The organism is Kitasatospora sp. NPDC058063 (genome assembly GCF_042885395.1).
Classification (GTDB): Bacteria; Actinomycetota; Actinomycetes; order Streptomycetales; family Streptomycetaceae; genus Kitasatospora; species Kitasatospora lactacystinica.
The window spans coordinates 170,527-193,791 of the sequence record NZ_JBHVSD010000003.1 but is presented as its reverse complement, the minus strand read 5'-3'; the positions used below and the strand labels follow the sequence as shown (position 1 = coordinate 193,791).

Below are 23,265 nucleotides of genomic sequence, written 5' to 3'. Positions count from 1 at the left end.
CACGCGGATCGGCTACTCCCAGTCGTCCGTTCCGCCCAGCAGTTCGACCAGCAGCAGGCCCGGGTCGTCCTGCTCGGCGTCCCACCGGTCGTAGGTCGGATCCAGCAGGATCATCACCGGGACCAGCCACGACAGCCGGTAGCGGAACACGACCGGCGGCCGGTCCGGTCGGCGGACGGTGAGGCGACAGCGCACGAGACCGGAGTGCCGGATCTCGGTCCGGTCGTCCACCACCGTGGACCAGTCGTCGATGTGCAGGATCCGCTCACCGTCCACCTCCCGCACCACGGCGAGCAGCCGACCGAGCTGTCCCGCCCAGAGGACCTCGGAACCCGCCCAGCTCACACGTGCCACCTCACCGCTCCTTCCGCCCGGCCCGGGCCCCTCGCTCCGCCGGTGCCGTGCCTTGATGCCTTCGAGGGTGACGGACATCGGCCTGCCCGCCCGACGTCACCGCTCCCGCACGTCGACATGCGCATCGTGAACATGCGCATCGACGTGAACGGCAGCCTGGACATCGATGTGCGCACCGGCGCGCACATCGCCTTGCATGGATGCGGGTCGACACCCGCCCGTGCCCCCGCCAGGGCGTCCGGAACGCCGGCGAGGACAGCGGGCGGGTTGCCGCCCTGGGCCCTGGATCGATGATCGATCCCGCGGAACATCCAAGTCAATCCGCCGATTTACTGGGGCACCCCCAAGCGATACCTTGGGTCTCCGTGACCATCGACGACCTCCGCGTCTTCGCCGCGGTCTGCCGGGCCGGCTCGCTCAGCGCCGTCGCCCGCGACCTGAACCGCACCCAGTCCGCCGTCAGCCAGCACGTGAAGCGGCTCGAACGGGAGCTCGGCCTCGCCCTGATCGAGCGCCACCCGCGCGGGGTCGTCCCCACCCGGGCGGGGAGCCTGCTGCGCGCGGCGGTCGCCACCGGGCTCGGCAGCATCGACCACGCACTGCACCGGATCGCCGAACTCGCGCGCGGCGAGGGCGGATCCGTACGGATCACCACCGGGGCCACCAGCATCCGGCACTTCATGTCCGCGGCCGTGGTGGACTTCCGGCGGCGCTTTCCCCAGGTCAGCCTGGAGTTCCAGACGGAGGTCTCCAGTCGCAGCTGCCTGGAGTCGCTCAACGCCGGCCGGGTCGACCTCGCCTGGATCACCCTCGGCGTCCCGGCCCGGGGCATCGACCAGCGGCCGGTGGTCGACCTGCCCTGGGTGCTCGCGGTCGCGGCGGGCGACCCGCTCGCCGGCCGGGCCCGGATCTCGCCCGCCGACCTCCAGGACGCCCGGCTGATCGGGCTGCCGCAGAACTCCGTCTCCCGCTCCCAGGTCGAGGCCTGGCTCGGCAAGTCGGGTGTCCGGCCGGTCTTCGACACCAGCGTCGCGGACTGGGACACCGCGATCCTGCTCGCCGAACTCGGCCTCGGCCACGCCGTCGTCCCCGCGCTCCCGCAGTGGCAGGGTCCCGGCCACCCCGGCCTGCGGCTGCTCCCGCTGCCCGACCTGCCCGCCCTCACCGCCGGCTGGGCCGTCCGGGACTGGGAGAACCTCGGCCCGCTCGCCCGCGCCTTCGCGGACACCGTCGCCGCCCACTGCGGTCGCGAAACCACCCCGCCGGCCGTCGGAGCGGGGAGGGACTGACCCGGCGACCGGCCGCCGCTACCCCTCGTCCTGCCGGGCTGTCAGGTCCCCTGCCGACAGGACGCCTCCGACCGGCATCCACACCCTGTCCCGGGAGGTCGCCGTCCGCAGCGGGGCGAAGTCTTCCGGCAGGACGTCCAGCAGGCTGCGCACGCGGTCCCCGCCCCGCACGGCGAGCGCCGCCTCGCAGCGCAACTGCCTCGGCAGCTCCGGGCGGTGGGTCAGCTCGTGCCACAGCGCCGGCCGCAGCCAGTGCTGTCCCTGCGGATCGGCATGGGCCCGCACCCACGCCCGGCCCAACCGCTGGGAGAGGCCGAGCCCTTCCGCCCGTTCCTGCAGCCACAGGAGCGTGGGTGTGTCGATCACCTTGACCTCGCCGGGGAGGTCCTCGTACCGGTCCATGGCTCCATCATGGCCGGTGCAGCCGTACGGGCACCCTGCCGGTGCCGTACGAAACTCCGTGGCCGCAGAAGCTCCCTGGCTGTAGCGGCTCAGCGGCCGTAGAAGGAGTGGCCGCGCCCGATCTCCGCGAAGCCGCGGCGGCCGTACCACCCGCGCGGCCAGTCCACCGCGTCCGCGAGCAGGAACAGCCGGGGGATGCCGGCTTCGGCCGCCAGCGCCAGGCCGGTCGCCAGCAGGGTGCCGCCGTGCCCCGCGCCGCGGTGCCGCGAGCCGGTCACCAGGTCCTCCAACTGGGCGAGCCCGGCGGACGGTTCGAGGTAGAGGTCGCTCCAGGCCGCGACCTCGCCGGTCGGTGTCCGCACGGCCAGGAAGTGCACCCGCGCGGCGCCGCGCAGCCGGGCGGCGCGGCGGTCGGTGAGCTGCCGGGCGAGCTCCTCGTCCTCGGTCCAGTCCCGCTGCTGACGCAGCACCGCCTCCCGTACCTCCTCCAACTCCACGGGGTGCGCGGCCGGTTCGGGAAGCGTGCAGCCGTCCGTCGAGCGGGTCAGGATCACCTCGCCCTGCCGCTCCCACCCCGCTGCCGCCAGCACCGGGGCGGCCTGCTCGCCCGACTCCTGGTCCAGCACGGTGACGCGGTACCGGTCGCGCGGCCCCAGCCACCGGGCGGCCAGCCCGGGCAGCGCCGCCGGGTCGGTTCCCGGCCCCTCGACGATCAGTTGGTTGTGCTCCTCGGAGCGGTCGTACTCGGTGTTCCGGACGGCGAACACCCCGGGAAACTCCGGTAGTTCGAGGACCTCCTGCGCCTGGCGGCGGGCGAAGGCGGCACGGAAGGCGGTCACGCGGGCGAGGAGATCCGACATTCCGTCATGATCGGCCCTCGACCGCCACCGGACAACGGATTTCCCGTACCCGGCTCAGGAGGCCGCGCCGGAGGACGAGCGGTCCAGGAAGCGCCGGATGCCGTCGCGGACGCCGTCGGTCGGCACGGTCGCCGCGAAGGCCGCCGCCTCCACCGCGAGCCCCTCGTCGATCGGCAGGTTGATGCCCCGGGTCACGGCCCGCAGGCAGGCGGCCACGGCGGTCGGCGCGTGCCGGACGATCCGCTCGGCCAGGTGCCGTGCCGTGTCCAGCAGTTCGTCGGCCGGGACGACCGAGTTGACCAGGCCGATCTCGGCGGCGCGGGCGGCCGGGATCGGGTCGCCGGTGAGGATCAGCTCCAGGCCGCGCTTGCGGCCGACGTGCCGCGGCAGCCGCTGCGATCCGCCGAAGGGCGGCGGGAAGCCGAGCGAGATCTCGGGCTTGGCGAAGCTCGCGTGCTCGGCCGCGACGGCCAGCGGGGCCGCCTCGGTGATCTCGCAACCACCGCCGTAGGCCAGGCCGTTGACGGCCGCGATGACCGGCTTGGGAAACTCCTCGATCCGCCGGGTGAGGGTGTGCCCGCGCCGGACGAACTCGCGCAGCGCCCGCTCGGGCCCGCCCGCGACGCTGGCCGCCAGGGACGGGATGTCGGCCCCCGCGCTGAACGCCCGCTCGCCGGCGCCGGTGAGGATCACGGCGCGGACGGTGTCGTCGGCGTCGATCCGGTCGAGTTCGGCGAGCAGCGCGTCGATCGTCGGGTAGTCGAGGGCGTTGAGCTTCTTCTCCCGGTCGATGGTGAGGGTGACGACGTGCCGGTCCCGCTCGCTGCGGATGGTCATGGGCGCGTGCTCCGTTCCTGGCCTCGCTGCTGGATGTGACGAGGCTAGGAACACCCGGCCAGGACAATCCACTTATTGTCCTGGATACACTCGGGCGCACGCCCGTGCACGCCCGTGCACGCCCGTGCCTCCACTCCCGGGAACGGCAGGTGACCCGTGCGACCGCCCTCCTACAAGGCCATCGTCGACGAGTACGCGACCGCCATCCGCTCCGGCGCGCTCCCGGCCGGCGCACGGCTGCCGACCCACCGCACCCTCGCCCGCGAACGGCGGATCGCCCTCGCCACCGCCACCCGGGTCTACGCCGAACTGGCCGCCGCCGGACTGGTGGTGGGCGAGCAGGGCCGCGGCACCTTCGTCCGGCTGCGCGCCGGCTACGACGGCCTCGAACCCTCCCGCGCCCTGCCGGTGCCCCGGGTGGCCGACCTCTCCTTCAACCAGCCGCTCTCCCCCGGGCAGGGCGACCTGCTGCGGCGGGCCCTGCGCGCGCTCGCCTCCTCCGGCGACGCCGAAGCCCTGCTGCGCCAGCACAAGCCGGGCGGCCACCGGCACGACCGGGCCGCGGTGGCCACCCACCTGCTGGACCGCGGGATCGACACCGCGCCCGGGAACGTCCTGCTCACCAGCGGGGCGCAGCAGGCTCTGGACTGCGTCCTGCGGACGCTCACCCGCCCCGGCGACGTCCTCGCCGTGGACGCCCTCGGCTACCCGGGCATCAAGCTGCTCGCCACCGCCCACGGGCTGGACCTGGCGCCCGTCCCGGTCACCGCCGCAGGCCCGGACCTCGACGCGCTCGACCGGCTCTGCCGCGCCCGGCCGGTGCGGGCGGTGTACACCCAGCCGACCGTCCACAATCCGCTCGGCTGGGTGCTCGGCCCGGAACAGCGCGAGCGCCTCGTCCGGCTCGCCGCCGACCACGGCTTCACCCTGATCGAGGACGGCACCTACGCCTTCCTGGAGGCCGCGCCGCCGCCACCCCTGCACGCCCTCGCCCCCGAGCGCACCTGCTACCTGGCCGGCCTCTCCAAGAGCGTGGCACCGGGTCTGCGGTTCGGCTTCGCCGTCCTGCCCGGCCACCTGCTCCGGGCCGCCACCACCGCCCTGCGCACCACGGCCTGGGGTGCCCCGGGCCTGATCACCGCCCTCGCCACCGGCTGGCTCACCGACGGTACGGTCGCCCGCCTGGAGCGGGAACGCCGCGCGGACGCCGCCGCCCGTCAGGCCGTCGCCCGCACCGCCCTGGCCGGGCTGACCACCACCGCCCACCCCACCTCCTACATCCTCTGGCTCACCCTCGAACCCCATCAGCGCCCCGACCACGCGGCCGCCGCCCTGGCCGCCGAGGGCATCCTGGTCTCCACCGCCGACGCCTTCGCCACCACCCCCCACCACCCCAACGCCCTGCGCCTGGCCCTCGCCACGCCCCCGCTCCCCACCCTCCCCGCCGCCCTCACCCGCCTCCGCACCACCCTCGACGCCATCGCCCCCTGACCGACGCCCCCGCCCATCCACCACGCCGCACCACGAGCCGACGAGCCCGACGAGCCCGACGTCCCGCTCCCGCTTCTCCCTACTCCGCGCCCGCGCCGCCCGCGCCGCGGGCGAAGCGGGCGCTCCACTCGGCGAGCAGGCTCCGCAGCGCGTCCGGGGCGAGCACCTGGAACTCGGCGCCGAGCGAGCCCAGGGCCATGGCGGGCCAGTCGAGCGAGTCGGCGGTCATCCGCAGCCGGCAGCGGTCCGGGGTGACGGGCTCCACGGTGGCCCAGCGGCCGACCCTGGCCCGGACGTGCTCCGCCGGCGACTCGATCAGCGCCTCCACCAGGTGCGGCCGGGGTATGCCGTTGAGGCCCGCGCGGACGAACTCGGCCGCGTCGGCGGCCGGGAGGGTGCGCGGGGCGAAGCGGGCACCGCTGCCGGAGGGGGCGGTGAGCCGGTCGAGGCGGAAGGTGCGCCAGTCGGCCCGGTCGAGGTCGTACGCGACCAGGTACCAGCGGCGGTTCAGGCAGACCAGCCGGTGCGGTTCGACGTGCCGTTCCGTGCCGCGCCCGTCGCCGGCCGTGTACGAGAACCGCACCCGCTCGTCGTCCCGGCAGGCGAGCGCCACCACCGTCAGGATGTCCGGGTCGACGCCCGCGCCCGTCGGCGTCCCCCAGTCCACCGGGACGGTCACCGCGCGCAGCGCCTCCACCCGCCGTCGCAGCCGGGCGGGCATCACCTGGACGACCTTCGCCAGTACCCGCACCGAGGCCTCGGCGACCCCCTCCACCGGGCTCTCGGCCGCCGCCTGCAGCCCGACCGCGAGGGCCACCGCCTCCTCGTCGTCGATCACCAGCGGCGGCAGCGCCGCGCCCGCCGCCAGCTGGTAGCCGCCGTCGACGCCGCGCTGCGCCTCGACGGGGTAGCCGAGTTCGCGCAGCCGGTCGATGTCCCGGCGCAGGGTGCGGACGGAGACGCCGAGCCGGTCGGCCAGTTCGTCGCCCGGCCAGTACCGGTGGGTCTGGAGCAGGGAGAGCAGTCGAAGCGTCCGGGTGCTGGTGTTCGCCATGCGTCGATTCTCCCCGGGATTCAGGACAGGAAGTGGCCGCAATGGTCCGTAGCGTTGTTCTTGTCCGAGGGAGCAGGACCCGAACGAAAGGCCTTGACGATGACCACGACCTCCGCAGCCCAGAACCTGACCGGCGAGCGCGCCGACCTCCTGGCGGCCCTGGAGAAGCAGCGGCACTTCCTGCGCTTCACCACCCGCGACCTCACCGACGAGCAGGCCGGCCTGCGCACCTGTGCGAGCGAGCTCTGTCTGGGCGGCCTGATCAAGCACGTGACCAACGTCGAGCGGCTCTGGGCGGAGTTCATCGTGCAGGGCCCGTCCGCGATGCCCGACTTCACCAGCTGGACGGAGGAGGACTTCGCCCGCCGCGCGGACGAGTTCCGGATGCTGCCCGGCGAGACGCTGGCCGGCGTCCTCGCGGACTACGCCGAGGTGGCCGGCCGCACCGACGAGCTGGTGGCGGTCCTCCCCGACCTGGACGCCACCCAGCCGCTGCCGAAGGCCCCCTGGTTCGAGGGGGGCGCCCGGTGGTCGGCCCGCCGGGTGCTGCTGCACGTCGCCAACGAGACCGCCCAGCACGCCGGTCACGCCGACATCATCCGGGAGTCGCTGGACGGCGCGAAGAGCATGGGCTGAGCCCGGCCCGCGGCACGGTGGCGGGGCCCCTCGGCGACAGCCGAACCCGACGGGCCCCGCCGCCGTCCTCAGGCCCGCCCGACGAAGGTGAACCCGGCCCCGTCGACCACGCCGCGGACCAGCGCCTCGTCCAGCGGCTGCGCGGAGGCCACGGTGACCCGGCCGCTCGGCGCGTCGGCACTGACGTCGGTGACGCCGGGCAGGACGGCGAGCCCGGCGCTGACCGTCTTCTCGCAGTGGCCGCAGCTCATGCCGTCGACGGCGAATACGGCGGTGGTGGACATGACGGCGCCTCCGATGGCGTTCCGGACGGGACGGGCTCGACCCGGGCGGGTCGAACCCGACGCGTCGACTCCGACGAACCGACCCGGACGGGTCGACCCGCCCGCCCTACGACACCCGATTCCGACGGCGCCGCCGAGGGACACGCCGCCCGGGTGACACCATCGAGCGGTTCCGGGAACCGCCCGGGCCTGCCGTCCGACAGGGCCCGGGCCGTGGCGTGCGCCACGTCCTGAACCGCCGCCGCGCCCCGTCCCGTTCCTCCAGGTACCACCCTTTCGCACGACCGGGCGACGGCCCGGCCGACGATCGGCCGCCGCGGCCCGCCGATCCCGTCCTGGAGCACCTCCGCCATGTCCACCCTGGCCCCGATCCACGACCGACCGGACACCACCGCCCTCCCGATGACCCACGACGCCCCGCGCGGCTGGTCCGCCCGCCTCGCCGAGGCCTGTCGCGCGCACCCGGACGCGGCGGGAGCGGGCCGTTGAGGGCGCTCGCGCGGCTCCGCCGCTGCGAGCCCCGGCACGGCGCGCTCGCCCTCGCGCTGGCCGCGGCGCTGACCGCCGGGCTGCTCTGGTGGCAGCCGTGGAGCGGCGGGGACGGGGACCGGCTGGCGTTCACGACCGCGTCCGGCGGCTCGGCCCGCTTCGGCACCGGTGAGCGCCTCTACCGCTACAAGGTGCGGGTGGAGGACGGGATCGCGGAGAGCCCGGAGCAGTTCGCGGCCGAGGTGGACGCCGTCCTGGGCGACGTCCGGCGCGGTTGGGCGGCCGGCGGCACGGTCTCGTTCCAGCGGGTGCCCGCGGACCCGGTGGACTTCACCGTCTACCTGGCCACCCCGAGGTCCACCGACCGGATCTGCGGCCAGTACGGGCTGGACACCGGCGGCTGGGTGAACTGCGGCGTCACCCACCAGGTGGTCGTCAACCTCAAGCGCTGGACCGAGCTGTCCGAGTTCTACCAGGGCCGGCCCGAGCTGTACCACGCGCTCGCCGTCAACCACGAGGTCGGCCACATCCTCGGCAACGGCCACGTCGACTGCCCCGGCCCGGGCGCCCCGGCGCCGGTGATGATGCAGCAGATCAAGGGGCTGCACGGCTGCGTCCCCAACGGCCGGCCGTACTCGGACTCCGGCACCCTGCTCACCGGCCCGCCCGTCCAGGCGCCCACCGACGCGCCGTGACCCGCCCGCGCCCGACCCCCGTACCGGGCCCGGGTCCGGAACACGGATAATCCTGGTCGGACCGGACGCCCCCGCACCGCGCGACCGGTCCCGCCCGTGTCCGCAGCCGGTCCCGCCGGTGTCCGCTGCCGGTCCCGGTGCTGTCCGCGGTCGGTGCCGGTGGAGGAGAAGCGTTGAACGGTGTGCCCGGCGGGGAGATCCTGGACTGGCCGGTGCTGCTGGAGGCCGCCGAGGCGGCCGCCCGGGCGACCGCGGGCCGGGGCCGGGTGGCGGACTACATCCCGGCCCTCGCCACCGCCGACCCGGAGGCCTTCGGCATGGCCGTCGCCACCGTCGACGGGGAGCTGCACGGCGTCGGGGAGTGGGAGCGGCCGTTCTCCGTCCAGAGCGTCTCGAAGCTGTTCTCGCTCGCCCTCGCGGTGGCGTACGGCGGCGACGCGCTCTGGCAGGGCGTCGGCCGCGAGCCGTCCGGCAACCCGTTCAACTCCCTGGTGCAGCTGGAGACCGAGCACGGCATCCCGCGCAACCCGTTCATCAACGCGGGCGCCCTGGTGGTCACCGACCGCCTCCAGACCATGACCGGCGACGCCTCGGGCGCGGTACGGGAGTTCCTGCGCCGCGAGTCCGGCAACCCGCTGCTCGACACCGACCCGGTGGTCGCCGCCTCGGAGGCCGAACACGGCCACCGCAACGCCGCGCTGGCCCACTTCATCGCCAGCCACGGCAACCTGCAGAACCCGGTCGAGACCGTGCTGGAGCACTACTACGCCCACTGCGCCGTGGCCACCAGCTGCCGCGACCTGGTGCTGGCCGGTTCCTTCCTCGCCCGCTACGGCGTGCGCGCCGACGGCACCCGGCTGATGTCCCGCAGCGAGACCAAGCGGATCAACGCCGTCCTGCTCACCTGCGGCACCTACGACGCGGCCGGCGAGTTCGCCTTCCGCGTGGGCCTGCCGGGCAAGAGCGGCGTCGGCGGCGGCATCCTCGCCATACTCCCCGGCCGCGCCGCCGTCTGCGCCTGGGGCCCTCGCCTGGACCAGGCCGGCAACTCCGTCGCCGCGGTCGCCGCCCTGGACACCCTGACCACCCTCTCCGGGTGCTCGGTGTTCTGAACGCACGCGATCCGAGAGCACGCAAGGAGAGGACGCGGGCCCCGGCCGTCCGCACAGCGACCGGGACCCGCGGGTCCGGTGCGAGCGCCCCGCTCCCGGGGCGCTCGCCGTGAGGGGCCCTACTCCACCGTCACGCTCTTCGCCAGGTTGCGCGGCTTGTCCACGTCGCGGCCGAGGGCGACGGCGGCGTGGTAGGCCAGCAGCTGGAGCGGGATGTTGAGCAGCAGCGGGTCCAGTTCGGGCTCGCTCTTGGGCACCAGGATGCAGTGGTCCGCGAGCTTCTCCTCCGGCCGCCGGTGGGCGACGGCGATGATCCGCCCGGAGCGGGCCTTGATCTCGCCGAGCGTGGTCAGGTTCTTGTCCAGCAGCTCGTCGTCCGGAACCAGTGCCACGGTGGGCAGTTCGGGGCTGATCAGCGCCAGCGGGCCGTGCTTGAGCTCGCTCGCCGGGTAGGCCTCGGCGTGGACGTAGGAGATCTCCTTGAGCTTCTGCGCGCCCTCGCGGGCCACCGGGAAGCCGCGCACCCGGCCGATGAACATCATGCCGGTGGAGTCGGCGTACTCGGCGGCGAGCCCGGCGATGGCCTCGCTCTGCTCCAGCACCTCGCGGATCTGGTCCGGCAGCGCCTGGAGCGCCGAAACGATCCGGCGCCCGTCGGCGGGCGACAGGTCGTGGATGCGCCCGAAGTGCAGGGCGAGCAGCGCGAAGGCGACCACGGTGGAGGTGAACGCCTTGGTGGAGGCGACCGAGACCTCCGGACCGGCGTGCAGGTAGATGCCGCCGTCACACTCTCGGGCGATAGCACTGCCCACGGTGTTGACGACGCCGAGCACCCGCCCGCCCTTGCGCTTGACCTCCTGGACGGCGGCCAGCGTGTCGTAGGTCTCGCCGGACTGGCTGACCGCCACGTACAGGGTGTCCGCCTCGATCACCGGGTTCCGGTAGCGGAACTCCGAGGCCGGCTCGCTGTGCGCGGGGATCCGGGCCAGCTCCTCGATCAGCTGCGCGCCCATCTCGCCCGCGTAGTAGGCCGATCCGCAGCCGAGAATCTTCACCCGGCGGATCTCGCGCAGCTCCCGGGCGTCCAGGTTGAGGCCGCCGAGGTGCGCGGTGGCGAAGCGCTCGTCGAGCCGGCCGCTCAGGGTGCGCTCGACCGAGCCGGGCTGCTCGTGGATCTCCTTGAGCAGGAAGTGCTCGAAGCCGCCGGTGTCGTAGGAGTCGACCTCCCAGTCCACGGTGGACGGCTGGCGGTGCGTGGTGCGGGCGTCCGCGGTGAAGGTGCGGAAGCCGTCGGCCCGGACGGTGGCCAGCTCGCCGTCCTCCAGGTGGACGACCTGGCGGGTGTAGCGGACCAGCGCGGAGACGTCCGAGGCCGCGAACATCTCCTTCTCGCCGATGCCCAGCACGATCGGGCTGCCGTTGCGGGCGACCACGATCCGGTCCGGCCGCTCGCCGTCGAGCACCGCGATGCCGTAGGTGCCGACCACCCGGGCGAGCGCGGCCCGTACCGCGTCCTCCAGCTCGACGCCCTCGGCGACGTTGGCGGCGATCAGGTGGGCGAGCACCTCGGTGTCGGTCTCGGAGCGGAACACCGCGCCGTCGGCGGTGAGCTTGGCGCGCAGCTCGTCGGCGTTCTCGATGATGCCGTTGTGGACGACGGCGATCCGCTCGGCGTTGTCCAGGTGCGGGTGCGCGTTGGCGTCACTGGGGACGCCGTGGGTGGCCCAGCGGGTGTGGCCGATGCCGGTGGTGCCCTTGAACCGGGCCGGCACGGCGGCGGCCAGGTCGGCGACCCGCCCCTTCACCTTGCGGAGCTTGATCCCGCCGCTGCGCCCGGTGACGGCGACGCCGGCCGAGTCGTAGCCGCGGTACTCCAGCCGCGCCAACCCCTCCAGCAGGAAGGGGGTCGCATCCTTGGGGCCGATGTAGGCCACGATTCCGCACATGCGTGGTCTCCTCTTCGAGGTCTTCAGAAGGTCGGGAACGAGGGCTCAGCCGTAGACGATCCGCCGCAGCTGGCGGGCCGAGAGCTCCGGCGCCGAGACCCGGCGCTGCGGCAGCTCCTCGGCGAGCCGGGCGAAGATCCGCTCATTGGTCAGTCCGCGTGCCTGGAGCTCGGTGTGGCGGCGGCGCACGTAGTCCTCGGTGCTCTCGGAGAAGTACGCCAGCACCTCCGCCACGACCCGCGCCGCCTCCCGGGGCCCGAGCGGGCTGGTCCGGGTGAGGTGGGCGAGGAGGTCTTCGTGGGGGTGGGGTGAGCTCGGCACGAGTGAGGAGCCTAGGTCGGCGGGCCCGCCGAAGCCAAAGTTTCTGCCCGAAATCGGGCAGACATTACGACTTTCAGACTGGCTTCACTCCTCCTTCACATTCGACCACCGAACGGCCACCCGATCACCCCCGTTCCCGAAAGCCCCTTGAAGCGGCACCAACTCCGCACGTAGCGTGACCCCCTGAACACGAAGCGGAAGACCGGAGGCTTGCTGATGTGCGGGATCACCGGATGGGTCGCGTTCGAGCGCGACCTCACCGCCGAACGGGGTGTCCTCGACGCGATGACGGCCACCCAGGTCCGCCGCGGCCCGGACGCCGGCGGCGTCCACCTGGAGCCGCACGCCGCGCTCGGCCACCGCCGGCTCGCGGTGATCGACATCGAGGGCGGCGTCCAGCCGATGACGGCCGAGCACGACGGCCGGACGCTCGCCGTGCTCACCTACAGCGGCGAGGTCTACAACCACCGCGAACTGCGCGCCGAACTGGAGGCGGCCGGGCACCGCTTCCGCACCCGCAGCGACACCGAGGTCGTGCTGCGCGCCTACCTGGAGTGGGGCGAGCACCTGGCCGAGCGGCTCAACGGCATGTTCGCCTTCGCGGTCTGGGACGTCCGGCGCGAGGAGCTGCTGCTGGTCCGCGACCGGATGGGCGTCAAGCCCCTGTACTACCACCGCACCCCGGACGGCGTGATCTTCGGATCCGAGGTCAAGGCCCTGCTCGCCCACCCCGCCGTCCGCCCGGTGGTGGACCTGGACGGGCTGCGCGAACTGCTCGGCTACACCCGCACCCCCGGCCTCACCCCGTACCGGGACATCCACGAGGTCCGGCCCGGGCACGTCGTCCGGGTGCGCCGCGAGGGCCTGTCGGTCCGCCGCTACTGGGCGCTGGAGGCACGCGAGCACCGTGACAGCCTGGAGGCCACCGTCGCCACCGTCCGGGCCCTGCTGGACGACATCGTGCACCGCCAGCTGGAGGCGGACGTCCCGCTCTGCTCACTGCTCTCCGGCGGCCTGGACTCCAGTGCCGTCACCGCCCTCGCCGCCCGGACACTGGGCGCCGCCGGGGCCGGCCCGGTGCGCTCCTTCTCCGTCGGCTTCGCCGGGCAGAGCGAGACCTTCCACGCCAACGACGTCCGGCAGACCCAGGACGGCCCGTTCGCCCGGCTGCTCGCCGCGCACGTCGGCGCCGACCACAGCGTCGTCGAGCTGAACGCCGCCGACCTGACCGACCCGTCCCGGCGCTCCGTCGTGCTGCGCGCCCGTGACCTGCCCAACGGCGTCGGCGACATGGACACCTCGCTGCTGCTGCTCTTCCGAGGCGTGCGCCGCCACTCCACGGTCGCGCTGTCCGGCGAGTCCGCGGACGAGCTCTTCGGCGGCTACCGCTGGTTCCACGACCCGAAGACCGTCGCCGTCGAGGACTTCCCCTGGGCCCTCGGCCTCACCGGCATCGCCGGCGGCGGGGCCACCCCACGCGAACACCTCCTGGACGCCGAGCTGCTCCGCAAGCTCGACCTGGACGGCTACCGCAGGGCCCGCTACCGCGACGCGATCGCCGAGGTCCCGCACCTGCCGGCGGCGGATCCGGTGGAACGCCGGATGCGCGAGATCTCGTACCTCAACCTGACCCGCTTCGTCTGCATCCTGCTCGACCGCAAGGACCGGATGAGCATGGCCAACGGGCTGGAGGTGCGGGTGCCGTTCTGCGACCACCGGCTGGTCCAGTACGTCTTCAACGCCCCGTGGGCGATGAAGTCCTTCGACGGACGGGAGAAGAGCCTGCTGCGCGCCGCCGTCCGGGACGTGCTGCCGACCGCGGTCGCCGAGCGGCCGAAGAGCCCGTACCCGGTCACCACCGACCCCCACTACCCGGCGAAACTGCGCGCCGAACTCGCCCGGCTCGCCGCCGAGCGCACCTCCCCGGCCCTGGACCTGCTCGACCGGCGGCGCCTCGCCGACGCGCTCGCCCCGGACACCGACCCGCAGTCCGTCCGGCTGGCCGTCGACCTCGCACTGGACTTCGACGCCTGGCTGACGGACTACCAGGTGACGCTGGAGCTGTGAACGGTCGCAGCGCGGCACCCCGACCACCGGGGCCGTGAGCGCCGGAGCCCCGGAACGGCGGCGCGAGGAGGACGCCGGAGCCCCCGAACGGCGGCGTGCGGGGCACCGGGGCGCGGGTACCACCACTCGGACGGCGCAGTGGCCCGCGCCCGCGCCCCCATACTCCGTCCGGGTGATTGTGAGGGGGAGCATCCCGCCGGTCCCGGCGGTCCGACCGTGCGATAGCGTCGCCGACACCTCCCGAATGGCGGGCGAATTCGCGGATTAACCGCTCATCTGCCGTCAGGATGGGAGCGAAACGTTCACCTCGATCCGCCGGGGGATCCCGTCATGCAGCCGCGAGTCTTCGCGATTCTCACCGCCCTGCTCCTGGGCGTCCTGGGCCTGGGATCGGTGGCCGTCACCGACTGGTCGCCCGCGGCGTCCGGCGCGGCCCCCGCCGCCGTCGCCCCCGGGGCCCCCGCCACCGGCGCCCGGCCGGCCGCGGCCGGGCCCGCGAGCGCCACCCCGACCGGCGACCCCGCGGTGTGGACCCGCTCCACGCTGCGCAACAAGCTGATGGCCGAGATGGACGCCACCGACCCCGGCGTCGCCCTGGCCGACCTCGACAGGATCACCAAGGAGAAGCCGTACACCGTGCGCTTCTGCCACCCGATCGCGCACGAGCTCGGCCACGCGGCGGTCAAGCGCTTCAACGCCGACTTCCAGAAGGTCATCTCCTTCCCGCACGAGACCTGCGCGGCCGGCTACCTGCACGGCGCGGTCGAGGAGATGCTCAACGCCTCCGCCCAGCCCGAGACCGACCTGCTCAAGCTCTGCGCGCCCAAGAACAGCGGCCCCTGCATCCACGGCGTCGGCCACGGCACCATGTTCGTGGTCAAGCAGGACGTCGCCAAGGCCCGCGACCTGTGCAACAAGTTCCCCTCCGACCAGAACCGGATCCGCTGCTCCGAGGGCCTGTTCATGCAGCTCTTCGGCCCGGACGAGGAGGACGAGCTGGCCAAGGCCAACCTGCCCGCCGACAAGCTCGCCCAGGACCCGCTCTACCCGTGCAAGGACCAGCCCTCGCTGTTCCAGTCCGCCTGCTTCTTCTACGCCCCGACCTTCTTCCTGTCCTCGCACGACTACCCGAACCACCCCGAGGTCTACGCCGAGGCCCTCAAGTGGTGCCTCAACGGCAAGGCGAGCGGCGGGTCGGTGGACTGCAGCCGCGGTGTCGGCTCGCGCACCATGAAGTACAACCTGGACCGCGAGGACTGGGCGGCCGAGCAGTGCGCCACCGCCGCCGACGGCTGGCAGCGCAAGGCCTGCGCCGAGGGCCTGGTCAGCTACTACACGGTCAACTACACCGACGGGGGCGCGGCCGGACGGCTCTGCGCCAAGATCACCAACAAGGAGATGCAGGGCTACTGCCGTTCGGCGAGCGGCCTGTCCGGCTCGCTGGACTGACACCCCGGTATCCCGACCGACACCCGGTCCCGGTACGAGGGCCCGCGCCGCACGGCGCGGGCCCTCATGCGTAGGATCGCCCGATCATCGCCTGATCAGGGTGCGCCAAGGACGCCGCGCCTCGCCCAGCCCGTCCCCCGGCCTCCCTGGAGCACGCCATGACCACCGAGGACTTCCCCGGCACCGACCTCCCCGGCGCCGACCTCCCCGGCACCGACTTCCGCCGCGCCGCCCACGCCACCGCCGACCTGGTCTCCGACTACCTCGCAGAACTGCCCGGCCGCCCGGTCTGGCAGCCCATGGACGAGACCGCCCGCCGGGCCCTGCTCGACGCCCCGCTGCCCACGGAGGGCCGCCCGCTCGACGAGCTGATCGGCGCCATCGGACGCGACGTCCTGCCGTACCCGATGGGCAACGGCAACCCGCGCTTCTTCGGCTGGGTCAACTCCGCCCCCGCCCCCGCCGGGGTGCTCGCCACCCTCGCCGCCTCCGCGATGAACCCCAGCTCGGCCGGCGGCGACCACGCCGACGTCCATCTGGAGCGCGCCGTGGTCCGCTGGACGGCCGAACTGGTCGGCTTCCCGCACCCGGCCGGCGGCGGCCTGCTCACCTCCGGCACCTCGATGGCGACCATCGTCTGCCTCGCCGCCGCCCGCGACCGGGCCGCCCGGCGGGCCGGCCGGGACGTCCGCGAGGAGGGCCTGGCGGGCCTGCCGCCGCTGGTCGGCTACGTCACCGGCGAGACCCACTCCTGCGTCCGCAAGGCCGCCGAACTCCTCGGCCTCGGCAGCAGGCACCTGCGCACCGTGGCCTCCGGCCCCGACGGCCGGCTGGACACCACCGACCTGCGGGCAGCCGTCGAGCGCGACCGCGCGGCCGGCCTGCTGCCCTTCCTGGTCGTCGCCTCGGCGGGCACCGTCGGCACCGGCGCGGTGGACGCGTTCGGCCCGATCGCCGACCTCTGCGAGGAGCAGGGCCTCTGGCTGCACGTCGACGGCGCGTACGGCGCCTTCGGCCGGCTCGACCCGGCCATCGCCCACCGCTACGCCGGCCTGGAGCGGGCCGACTCGCTCGCCCTCGACCCGCACAAGTGGCTCGGCGTCCCGGTCGACTGCGGCTGCGCGCTGGTCCGCGACGCCGAGGAACTGCGCGGCACCTTCAGCCTCGTCCCGTCCTACCTGCGCGACGAGGCGGCCGGCGCGCTCGGCTGGTTCTCCGAGTACGGCACCGAGCAGACCCGCCCCTTCCGGGCCCTCAAGGTCTGGGCCACCATCGCCCACAAGGGCCGCGCCGGCCTCGCCCGGGACATCGCCCGGTGCACCGCGCTGGCCCGCCGGCTCGGCGAACTCGTCCAGGCCGACGAGGAGTTGGAGCTGCTCGCCGAGGTGCAGACCTCGATCGTGGCGTTCCGCCACCGCGCCCCCGGCCTGGACGAGGCCGCGCGCGACACCCTCAACCGCGACCTCCCCGCCGCCGTCCAGCGGCGCGGCCGGGTCTTCGTCACCGGCGCCCGCCTCGGCAGCGCCGAGATGCTCCGCGCCTGCCTCCTCAACGCCGCCACGACGGAGGCCGACCTCCACCTCCTGCTCGCCGAGGTCAGGGCCGCGGCCCGCGAGCTGCTCCGGTAGGCCGCCGGACGCCGTCCGGCCCCCCGGGGCGGCCCCGCGCGTTCCTCCCGTAACAGCCCGGCCCGGACCGTAACCAGCTGGTCACGACGGATGCCCGACCGGGAAACACCGGTCGGGCACGGTGGCGGCATGGAGCATTCGAAGCCCTCTCCCCGCCGTGCCCCCGGTGCCCCCGACGCCTTCCGCGCCCCCGCCGGTCCCCGCGCCCGCCGCACCCGTCACTGGCGCCGTGACACCGTCGAACTCGCCGCCGTCTTCCTCTCCGTCACCGCCGCCGACCTGATCGCGAAGGTCGTCGTCCACGGCCCCGAGGGCCCGGCCGTCCTCGTCGGCTCCGCCCTCGCCCTGCTCGCCGTCACCCTCCTGCACGCCTGGGTGTCCCCGCACGCCCCGCCCCCGACCACCCTCTGGCGCGTCCGCACCACCGTCCTCGCCCACACCCCCACCACCCTCGCCGACCACCGGATCACCCTGCTCTCGCTCCACCCCCAGGAGCTCTTCCTCCGCACCGAGCACTCGGTGACCCCGGCCGTTCTGACGGCGCTGCTGACCACCACCGGCCACACCCTCCAGGACGCGCCGACCCGCATCGCCTGAGCCGTCGCCTCAGGCCGGGCCAGGGTCGTTGGGGTGGGGTTCGAGCGGGGTCACCACGGCGGTCATCCACGGCCACATCGGAAGGCTGCCGAGCACCTCCGCGCGCAGTTGCGCCTCGTCGGCCGCCCGCCAGACGCCGAGGCTGCGCCGTTCGCCGACCGGGCGCCACAGCCTGGCCAGGTGGCCGGTGGCGGCCAGCTCACGGGCCCGGACGGCCTCGGCGGCGCGCCGCCGGTCGACCTCCTCCTCGGCGGTGCCCTCGGGTACGGCGGTGGTGATCTCGACCAGGAACTCCTGCATGGCACGGCTCCGTTCTCAGCAGGTTCCGGCGGGTCACCTCCCGGACCGGGGCTCCGCCGCCCCCTCATCGTCCGTCGGCCGTCCGCCCGGCGCCATGTCGGCGGCCCTCCCGCGGCTGTCCCCGAGGCCCCGGTTCCGCTCAGGGGTTCGCCGGTGCGCGCCCGGGGCACGCACCGGCGAGGGGGTGGTTGCTCAGCCCTGGTCGGCAGGCTTCACGACGCACACGGCGTTGCCGAGCAACGTGCCGAAGCCGCCGAGCAGTGCGCTGGTGACGGACTTGCAGGCAGCGGCCTCCTCCGGGGTCTTGGGCCCCTGGTTGCCGGAGGGGTTGACGGTGGAGGAGGCGACGGCTGCGGCCGGCTGGGCGAGGGCGAGCGGGGCGACGAGGAGCAGCGCGCAACACGCGGCGGCCCGTACTGACTTCTGGAACACGGGGAACCCCTTCGGTAGGGAGTCGGGATCGGCGGAAAGCCGAGCCATCCCTACCCGAAGGGGCTTCCCCGCTCACGGATCCTGGGCCGTCCGTGAGCGTGTCCACATCATCCGATCAGCGGTCGGGGAGCTCCCCGGGGACCGTCCGTTCCACCTCCCGGATCGCGGCGGCCAGCTCGCCCACCCCGTGCTCCCGCAGCACCCCGTAGTGGTCGCCGGCCAGGTCGACCACGGTGGGCGGGGCCGCCGAGTAGCCGGTGCTGCCCTCGATGAAGGAGTAGTCGTCGCCCGCGGCCTTGAAGACGGTCACCGGCGCGTCCAGCCGCCGCTCGGCGAGTTCGCGGAAGCTGTACTCGAACTCGTACGTCTCACCGACGATCCCGGTGATCCGCCGGATGAGCTCCTCGTCCAGCTCCGGCAGCATCCGGTGCACGGAGGCCACGAAGGTGGGCTCGTCCACCGTGTCGGCCAGGCAGCGCTCCAGCTCGGGGCCGCCGATCCGGCCGGCGAACACCCCGAACAGGATGGTCAGGTACCCCGGGTTGGTGTACGAGGCCTCGCGGCCCCACCGCTCGCCGTCGGCCCGGCGCACCTTCGGGTTGCCCGGGCAGATCAGCAGCAGCCGCTCCACCCGCTGCCCGGCCCGCTCCAGCTGCCAGGCCGCCTCGAAGGCGACCCGGGCGCCGAAGGAGAAGCCCCACAGCGTGTACGGCCCCCGCGGCTGCACCCGGCGCAGCTCGGCGACGTCGGCGGCGGCCATCTCCCCGATGGTCGGGTACGGCGTCTCGCCCGGGTTGATGCCGTGCGCCTGGATGCCGTAGAAGGCCCGGTCCCCGCTCGCCTCCCGGCCGAGCAGCCGCAGGTTCATCGGGTAGCCGCCCAGGCCTGGCCAGCAGAACACCGCCCGGTCGGCCGCTCCCGGGTGCAACCGGATCAGCCGCGAACCGGCGGCCCCTGCCCCGCCCGCGCCGTCCTCGCCGCACGCCCGCTCGACGCGCGCGGCCAGCTCGCCCAGCCGGGGGCACTCGAAGAGCACCTGGAGCGGCAGGGCGATGCCGAACTCCCGGTTGATCCGGTGGACCAGGGCGACGGCGATCAGCGAGTTCCCGCCGACGGCGAAGAACTCGTCCGTCACCGAGACGTCCTCGTACCTCAGCGCCCGCCCCCAGGCCTCGGCCAGCCACCGCTCGTACCCGGTGGCCGGGGCGACGTACTCGCCGCGCGCGTCGGCCGTGCGGACGGCCTCCGACGCGGCCAGCGCCTTGAGGTCCACCTTGCCGTTCGCGGTGAGCGGCAGGGCGTCCGTCACCAGCACCCGGTTGGGCAGCATGTAGTCGGGCAGCAGGGTGGCCAGTTCGTCCTTGATGATCTCGGCCGGACCCTTCATGTGGACGGTGTCCTCGCGCATGCCCTCGCTGCTGATCTGCTCCTCGCTCACCCTGCCGCCGAGGAAGAAGTACGACGGGCCGGGGGTGATGCCGAGGCCGGCCAGGATCTCGTCGATGCGCCGCGAAGCGGGCAGCGGGTGGCCGGACTTGGAGCTGTAGCCGGAGGACATGAAGCCCAGGGACAGGCCGTTGCGCTGGAGGCGGTGCAGCACCGCGCCGAGCGCGATGTACTCCAGCCACTCCTCCTCGGCGCGGCCGACGGCCGTGATGCCGAACGCGGCCCGGGCGTAGACGGCCTGGTTGATCGCGATCACGTGCCGGGATTCCACCACCTCGTCCGAGACGCGCGTCAACTCGCCGTCGGCGTACCGGTAGAGGCCGCCCGGCAGGCCGTCCACCCGGTCCTGGTGGGCCTGGACGTACAGCTCGGTGCGCTCGGTCCGGGCCGGGCCGCCGGCCCGGACGACCGCGAAGCCGCCCAGGTAGTGGTCCTCCTCGGCGACGTCCAGCCGGTCCTTGACGGCCGGGTCGAGGCCGAGCGGACGCACGTCCAGCCCGTACTCGGGCAGCACCTCCTCCAGGACGCCCAGCATGTGGCCGGTCTCGAACTCCAGCACCTCCCGGATGTTGTTGCGGTAGACGGGTTCGACGGCGCCGTGCTTCCCGGAGAAGTGCAGCGTCAGGCAGGCCTCGGCCCGGGTCTCGGCCGGCCCGATCCGGACCAGCACGTGCTCGACCGGGTGGTAGTAGTACAGCCCGGCCGCGAGCCCGTCCAGGCCGCCGGTCTCCAGGTACAGCTGGGTCGCGTACAGCGCGCCGGGCGACGCGTAGGCGTACTTGGGCAGCAGCCGCTCCTCACTGTGGAACTGGCCGAACCACCGCAGGACGCGGCCGAGTTCGGGCAGGCTCAGCAGCTCCGGGTCACGGCCGAAGGTGCCGGCCGGGCGCGGGGCGAGCAGCGCGGTGAGGTCGTCCCGGGTGACCGCGCCGCCGTCGTAGAAGCGGTAGGTCTTGCGGGCGAAGACCTCCCGGCGCTGGGCCGCGGTCTCCTTCCGGCCGGGCAGCTCGACCCGCTCGCGGCCCGCCAGCCGGTCCCGGTCGCGCAGGCCCGGGTCGGACAGCTGGGCCTTGACCTGGAGCTTGCTGGCCTTGGACTGGTGGTGGCCGCCGTGGACGCCCTGGTCCATCAGGGCGGCCTCGCGCGGGTTGAGCTCGACGCAGGCGACCAGGTCCGGGTGCCCGGTGCGGCCGTCCCCGGTGACGACGGCGGCCGCACGGCGCACCCAGGTGTGCTCCTCGATCGCGCGGGCGATCTCGTCCAGCTCGACCCGGTACCCGCGCAGCTTGACCTGGTTGTCCACCCGGCCGGCGAACTGGAGGGTGCCGTCCGGGTTCCACTGCACGAGGTCGCCGGTGCGGTACAGCCGCTCGCCGGGGGCGAACGGGGAGCGGACGAACCGCTCCGCGGTCAGCTCCGGCCGGTTCAGGTAGCCGCGGGCCAGCTGGACGCCGCCGATGTACAGCTCGCCCACGCCGCCGGCGGGCACCGGCACCAGCTCCTCGTCGAGGACGTAGCAGTCGGTGTCGGCCACCGGGCGCCCGATCGGCACCGATCCGGCGCCGTCGGCCGGATCGGCCGGGTCCACCAGGTGCGCGGTGGCGTTGATGGTGCATTCGGTCGGGCCGTACAGATTGACCAGGGCGGCCTGCGGCAGGGCCCGGCCCAGGTCGCGGGCGAGCCGCCGGGAGAGCGCCTCGCCGCCGGAGAACACCCGGGTCAGGCCGGTGCACCCGGCGAAGCCCTCGGTGTCCAGCAGCGCCCGGAGCAGGGTCGGCACGCACTGGAGCGCCGTCACCCCGTGCCGTCGGACGGCGGCGACCAGCGCCTCCGGGTCGCGGTAGAGGCCGGGGGTGCCGGCCACCACCCGGGCGCCGACCGCCGGGGCGAGGATCTCCCACTGCGCGGCGTCGAAGCTCATCGGGGTCTTCTGCAGCACGGTGACCTCGGGGTCGAGGTGGCCCGCGGAGTGCATCCAGTGCAGCTGGGAGACCACCGAGCGGTGCTCGATCATCACGCCCTTGGGCCGGCCGGTGCTGCCCGAGGTGTAGATCACATAGGCCAGCGACTCCGGTTCGACGGGCTCCCGCCCCTCCGCGTCCCGCGGCGGCGGGGCGTCCTCGAAGGGGAGGACCGCCGTCCCGGCCGGGGCCAGCGCGGCCAGCCGCTCGCGCAGGTGCGCCTGGGTGAGCACGATGCCGGTGCCGCTGTCCTCGATCATGTAGCGGATCCGGTCCTCGGGGTACTCGGGCGACAGCGGCAGGTAGCCGGCCCCGGCGTACAGCACGCCCCAGGCTCCGGCGATCAGCTCGACGGACGGCTCGACGTACAGGCCGACGCAGCCGTCCGGGCCGGCGCCCAGGCCGCGCAGCCGCTCGGCCAGCCGGCGGGCGGTCCCGACGAGTTCCTGGAAGCTGAGGCCGCCGCCGGCGCCGAGCACGGCCGGCGCGTCCGGCCGCAGGCCCGCCTGCCGGTCGAGCAGGCCGGTGAGCGCGGTGCCGGCCGGAGCGCGGCGGGCGTGCGGGACGACGGGGGTGGCGGTGGTGGTGGTGTCGGTGGTGGTGGGGACGGACGGGGTGTCACGCATGGGAACGGCCTTCGGTACGTGGACGTACGGGGCCCGGCCTCCTGCTCACCAGGAGCAACCGGGACGCAACCCACCGTCGGCCGCCCGCCGTCCCACCCGCATGAGGCACCGGCCGTGACCTGCGCCGACACCGTCCCGGCCGGGCGGCCCGCAGTCCCGGGCCGGGGCCCGCCCGGTCCCACCCCGCCGACCACGCCCCGGGGGCATTCGCGCGTTCACGATCACGTAACCGAACGGAAGCGCACCGTCGGTAGCGTCGGCGGCATGAAGGCATCACGCACACGCCCCGAACGGCTCTGGCACCGGCCCTTCCGCAGGTCCGACCGCAGGTGCGCGGCGCCCGAGGGCCAGGCCACCCGGCTGCCCGCGCTCACCGGCGGGCCGTACCGGACCGCCCGGCCGCACCCGCCCGCGACCCGCGCCGCCCGGACGCCGGACGCCCCGTCCCGGCTGTCCCTGCCGGACGGGACCGGGCTGCTGCTGCGTCCGGCCGGGCCGGCCGACCGGGCGGCGGCGCTGGCGATGCACGGCCGCTGCTCCCCTGCCTCGCTGCGGCAGCGCTACCACGGCCCGGTCCGCGACGCCGGCCGCTACCTGGACCACCTGCTGGACCCCCGGCACGGCCGCAGCTTCGCGGTGACCGCCCCGGACGGGCGGCTCGTCGCGCTCGGGCACCTGATGTGGGACGACGGCGAGGCCGAGCTGGCCGTCCTGGTCGAGGACGCCTGGCAGCGCCAGGGGCTGGGTCTGGCGCTGCTGCGGCGGCTGTCGGCGGCGGCCCGGTCGGCCGACGTGCGGACGGTGTACGCGGTGACCCACGGCACCAACAGCGGGCTGATCGCCGCGATGCGCCGGCTGGGCGCGCCGCTGGACTTCCGGGCCGAGGACGGCACTCTGGTGATCACCGCCACGTTGGCCGCCGGCGATCCGGCCGACTGCTCCCACCGTCCGGGCCGCTGATCATTTCTTCACCAGATCCTTACCCGGGC

22 protein-coding genes are annotated in these 23,265 nt (G+C 74.3%); 11 read left to right on the top strand and 11 right to left on the bottom strand.

All coding sequences use genetic code 11. The features are described from left to right. Positions 1-12 precede the first annotated feature (12 nt). Positions 13-354: a hypothetical protein gene (locus tag ACFVUY_RS07485; RefSeq protein ID WP_387728037.1), complete on the bottom strand. Its 342-nt coding sequence runs from the start codon at positions 352-354 to the stop codon at positions 13-15. Between the two features lie 365 nt (positions 355-719). On the opposite strand from ACFVUY_RS07485, the gene ACFVUY_RS07480 reads away from it, so the two are divergent. Then, positions 720-1,643 carry a LysR family transcriptional regulator gene (locus tag ACFVUY_RS07480; RefSeq protein WP_387728035.1) on the top strand — a complete coding sequence of 308 codons (924 nt, stop codon included), beginning with the start codon at positions 720-722 and terminating at the stop codon, positions 1,641-1,643. A gap of 18 nt (positions 1,644-1,661) precedes the next feature. Here the strand turns inward: ACFVUY_RS07480 and ACFVUY_RS07475 are convergent, their stop codons facing one another. The 3 genes from ACFVUY_RS07475 to ACFVUY_RS07465 all read right to left on the bottom strand — a co-directional run bounded on the left by ACFVUY_RS07475 (position 1,662) and on the right by ACFVUY_RS07465 (position 3,742). Further along, positions 1,662-2,045: a hypothetical protein gene (locus tag ACFVUY_RS07475; RefSeq protein ID WP_387728033.1), complete on the bottom strand. Its 384-nt coding sequence runs from the start codon at positions 2,043-2,045 to the stop codon at positions 1,662-1,664. A gap of 89 nt (positions 2,046-2,134) precedes the next feature. Next, the gene (locus tag ACFVUY_RS07470) at positions 2,135-2,905 is read right to left on the bottom strand and encodes a GNAT family N-acetyltransferase (RefSeq protein WP_387728031.1); all 771 of its coding nucleotides are present in this window, start codon (positions 2,903-2,905) and stop codon (positions 2,135-2,137) included. Between the two features lie 54 nt (positions 2,906-2,959). After that, complete coding sequence (locus ACFVUY_RS07465; RefSeq protein WP_387688022.1) at positions 2,960-3,742, bottom strand: crotonase/enoyl-CoA hydratase family protein; 783 nt, start codon at positions 3,740-3,742, stop codon at positions 2,960-2,962. Positions 3,743-3,898: 156 nt separating this feature from the next. On the opposite strand from ACFVUY_RS07465, the gene ACFVUY_RS07460 reads away from it, so the two are divergent. After that, complete coding sequence (locus ACFVUY_RS07460; RefSeq protein WP_387728029.1) at positions 3,899-5,233, top strand: PLP-dependent aminotransferase family protein; 1,335 nt, start codon at positions 3,899-3,901, stop codon at positions 5,231-5,233. A gap of 79 nt (positions 5,234-5,312) precedes the next feature. Here the strand turns inward: ACFVUY_RS07460 and ACFVUY_RS07455 are convergent, their stop codons facing one another. Beyond that, positions 5,313-6,287 (bottom strand): helix-turn-helix transcriptional regulator, encoded by a 975-nt coding sequence (locus ACFVUY_RS07455; protein WP_387728027.1) that lies wholly within the window; start codon positions 6,285-6,287, stop codon positions 5,313-5,315. A gap of 99 nt (positions 6,288-6,386) precedes the next feature. Here ACFVUY_RS07455 and ACFVUY_RS07450 point away from each other — a divergent pair, with 99 nt between their 5' ends. Further along, positions 6,387-6,923 (top strand): DinB family protein, encoded by a 537-nt coding sequence (locus tag ACFVUY_RS07450; RefSeq protein ID WP_387688028.1) that lies wholly within the window; start codon positions 6,387-6,389, stop codon positions 6,921-6,923. A gap of 68 nt (positions 6,924-6,991) precedes the next feature. Here ACFVUY_RS07450 and ACFVUY_RS07445 read toward each other — a convergent pair whose 3' ends face one another. Beyond that, the gene (locus ACFVUY_RS07445) at positions 6,992-7,207 is read right to left on the bottom strand and encodes a heavy-metal-associated domain-containing protein (protein WP_359898470.1); all 216 of its coding nucleotides are present in this window, start codon (positions 7,205-7,207) and stop codon (positions 6,992-6,994) included. A 351-nt stretch (positions 7,208-7,558) separates the two neighbouring features. Here ACFVUY_RS07445 and ACFVUY_RS07440 point away from each other — a divergent pair, with 351 nt between their 5' ends. The 3 genes from ACFVUY_RS07440 (at position 7,559) to ACFVUY_RS07430 (ending at position 9,503) form a co-directional block, all read left to right on the top strand. Further along, positions 7,559-7,696: a hypothetical protein gene (locus ACFVUY_RS07440; protein ID WP_387688030.1), complete on the top strand. Its 138-nt coding sequence runs from the start codon at positions 7,559-7,561 to the stop codon at positions 7,694-7,696. After that, the gene (locus ACFVUY_RS07435; RefSeq protein WP_387688032.1) at positions 7,693-8,391 is read left to right on the top strand and encodes a DUF3152 domain-containing protein; all 699 of its coding nucleotides are present in this window, start codon (positions 7,693-7,695) and stop codon (positions 8,389-8,391) included. The genes ACFVUY_RS07440 and ACFVUY_RS07435 overlap by 4 nt, the downstream gene beginning before the upstream one ends. A gap of 200 nt (positions 8,392-8,591) precedes the next feature. Next, positions 8,592-9,503 (top strand): glutaminase, encoded by a 912-nt coding sequence (locus ACFVUY_RS07430; RefSeq protein ID WP_380540712.1) that lies wholly within the window; start codon positions 8,592-8,594, stop codon positions 9,501-9,503. Positions 9,504-9,622: 119 nt separating this feature from the next. On the opposite strand, the gene glmS is transcribed toward ACFVUY_RS07430, so the two are convergent. Next, the gene (glmS, locus tag ACFVUY_RS07425) at positions 9,623-11,449 is read right to left on the bottom strand and encodes a glutamine--fructose-6-phosphate transaminase (isomerizing) (protein WP_387688034.1); all 1,827 of its coding nucleotides are present in this window, start codon (positions 11,447-11,449) and stop codon (positions 9,623-9,625) included. Positions 11,450-11,494: 45 nt separating this feature from the next. Next, positions 11,495-11,770 carry a hypothetical protein gene (locus ACFVUY_RS07420; RefSeq protein WP_359898466.1) on the bottom strand — a complete coding sequence of 92 codons (276 nt, stop codon included), beginning with the start codon at positions 11,768-11,770 and terminating at the stop codon, positions 11,495-11,497. Between the two features lie 216 nt (positions 11,771-11,986). Here ACFVUY_RS07420 and asnB point away from each other — a divergent pair, with 216 nt between their 5' ends. From asnB to ACFVUY_RS07400, 4 genes are all read left to right on the top strand, one after another. After that, positions 11,987-13,837 (top strand): asparagine synthase (glutamine-hydrolyzing), encoded by a 1,851-nt coding sequence (gene asnB, locus ACFVUY_RS07415; protein WP_387728025.1) that lies wholly within the window; start codon positions 11,987-11,989, stop codon positions 13,835-13,837. Between the two features lie 330 nt (positions 13,838-14,167). Further along, the gene (locus ACFVUY_RS07410) at positions 14,168-15,286 is read left to right on the top strand and encodes a hypothetical protein (RefSeq protein ID WP_387728023.1); all 1,119 of its coding nucleotides are present in this window, start codon (positions 14,168-14,170) and stop codon (positions 15,284-15,286) included. Between the two features lie 158 nt (positions 15,287-15,444). Then, positions 15,445-16,914, top strand: a complete 1,470-nt coding sequence (locus ACFVUY_RS07405) for a pyridoxal phosphate-dependent decarboxylase family protein (protein WP_387728021.1) — start codon at positions 15,445-15,447, stop codon at positions 16,912-16,914. Between the two features lie 129 nt (positions 16,915-17,043). Further along, positions 17,044-17,511 carry a hypothetical protein gene (locus ACFVUY_RS07400; protein WP_387688043.1) on the top strand — a complete coding sequence of 156 codons (468 nt, stop codon included), beginning with the start codon at positions 17,044-17,046 and terminating at the stop codon, positions 17,509-17,511. Between the two features lie 9 nt (positions 17,512-17,520). Here ACFVUY_RS07400 and ACFVUY_RS07395 read toward each other — a convergent pair whose 3' ends face one another. From ACFVUY_RS07395 to ACFVUY_RS07385, 3 genes are all read right to left on the bottom strand, one after another. Beyond that, positions 17,521-17,811: a muconolactone Delta-isomerase family protein gene (locus ACFVUY_RS07395; RefSeq protein ID WP_387688045.1), complete on the bottom strand. Its 291-nt coding sequence runs from the start codon at positions 17,809-17,811 to the stop codon at positions 17,521-17,523. 192 nt (positions 17,812-18,003) lie between these two features. After that, a complete protein-coding gene (locus tag ACFVUY_RS07390) occupies positions 18,004-18,243 on the bottom strand; it encodes a hypothetical protein (protein WP_380348989.1) in 240 nt (79 codons plus the stop codon). A 115-nt stretch (positions 18,244-18,358) separates the two neighbouring features. Then, positions 18,359-22,276 (bottom strand): amino acid adenylation domain-containing protein, encoded by a 3,918-nt coding sequence (locus ACFVUY_RS07385; protein ID WP_387728019.1) that lies wholly within the window; start codon positions 22,274-22,276, stop codon positions 18,359-18,361. A gap of 264 nt (positions 22,277-22,540) precedes the next feature. Between ACFVUY_RS07385 and ACFVUY_RS07380 the strand changes: the two genes are divergently transcribed. Further along, entirely contained in the window at positions 22,541-23,236 is a 696-nt protein-coding gene (locus tag ACFVUY_RS07380; RefSeq protein WP_387688049.1) for a GNAT family N-acetyltransferase, read from the top strand. Positions 23,237-23,265: the final 29 nt, after the last annotated feature.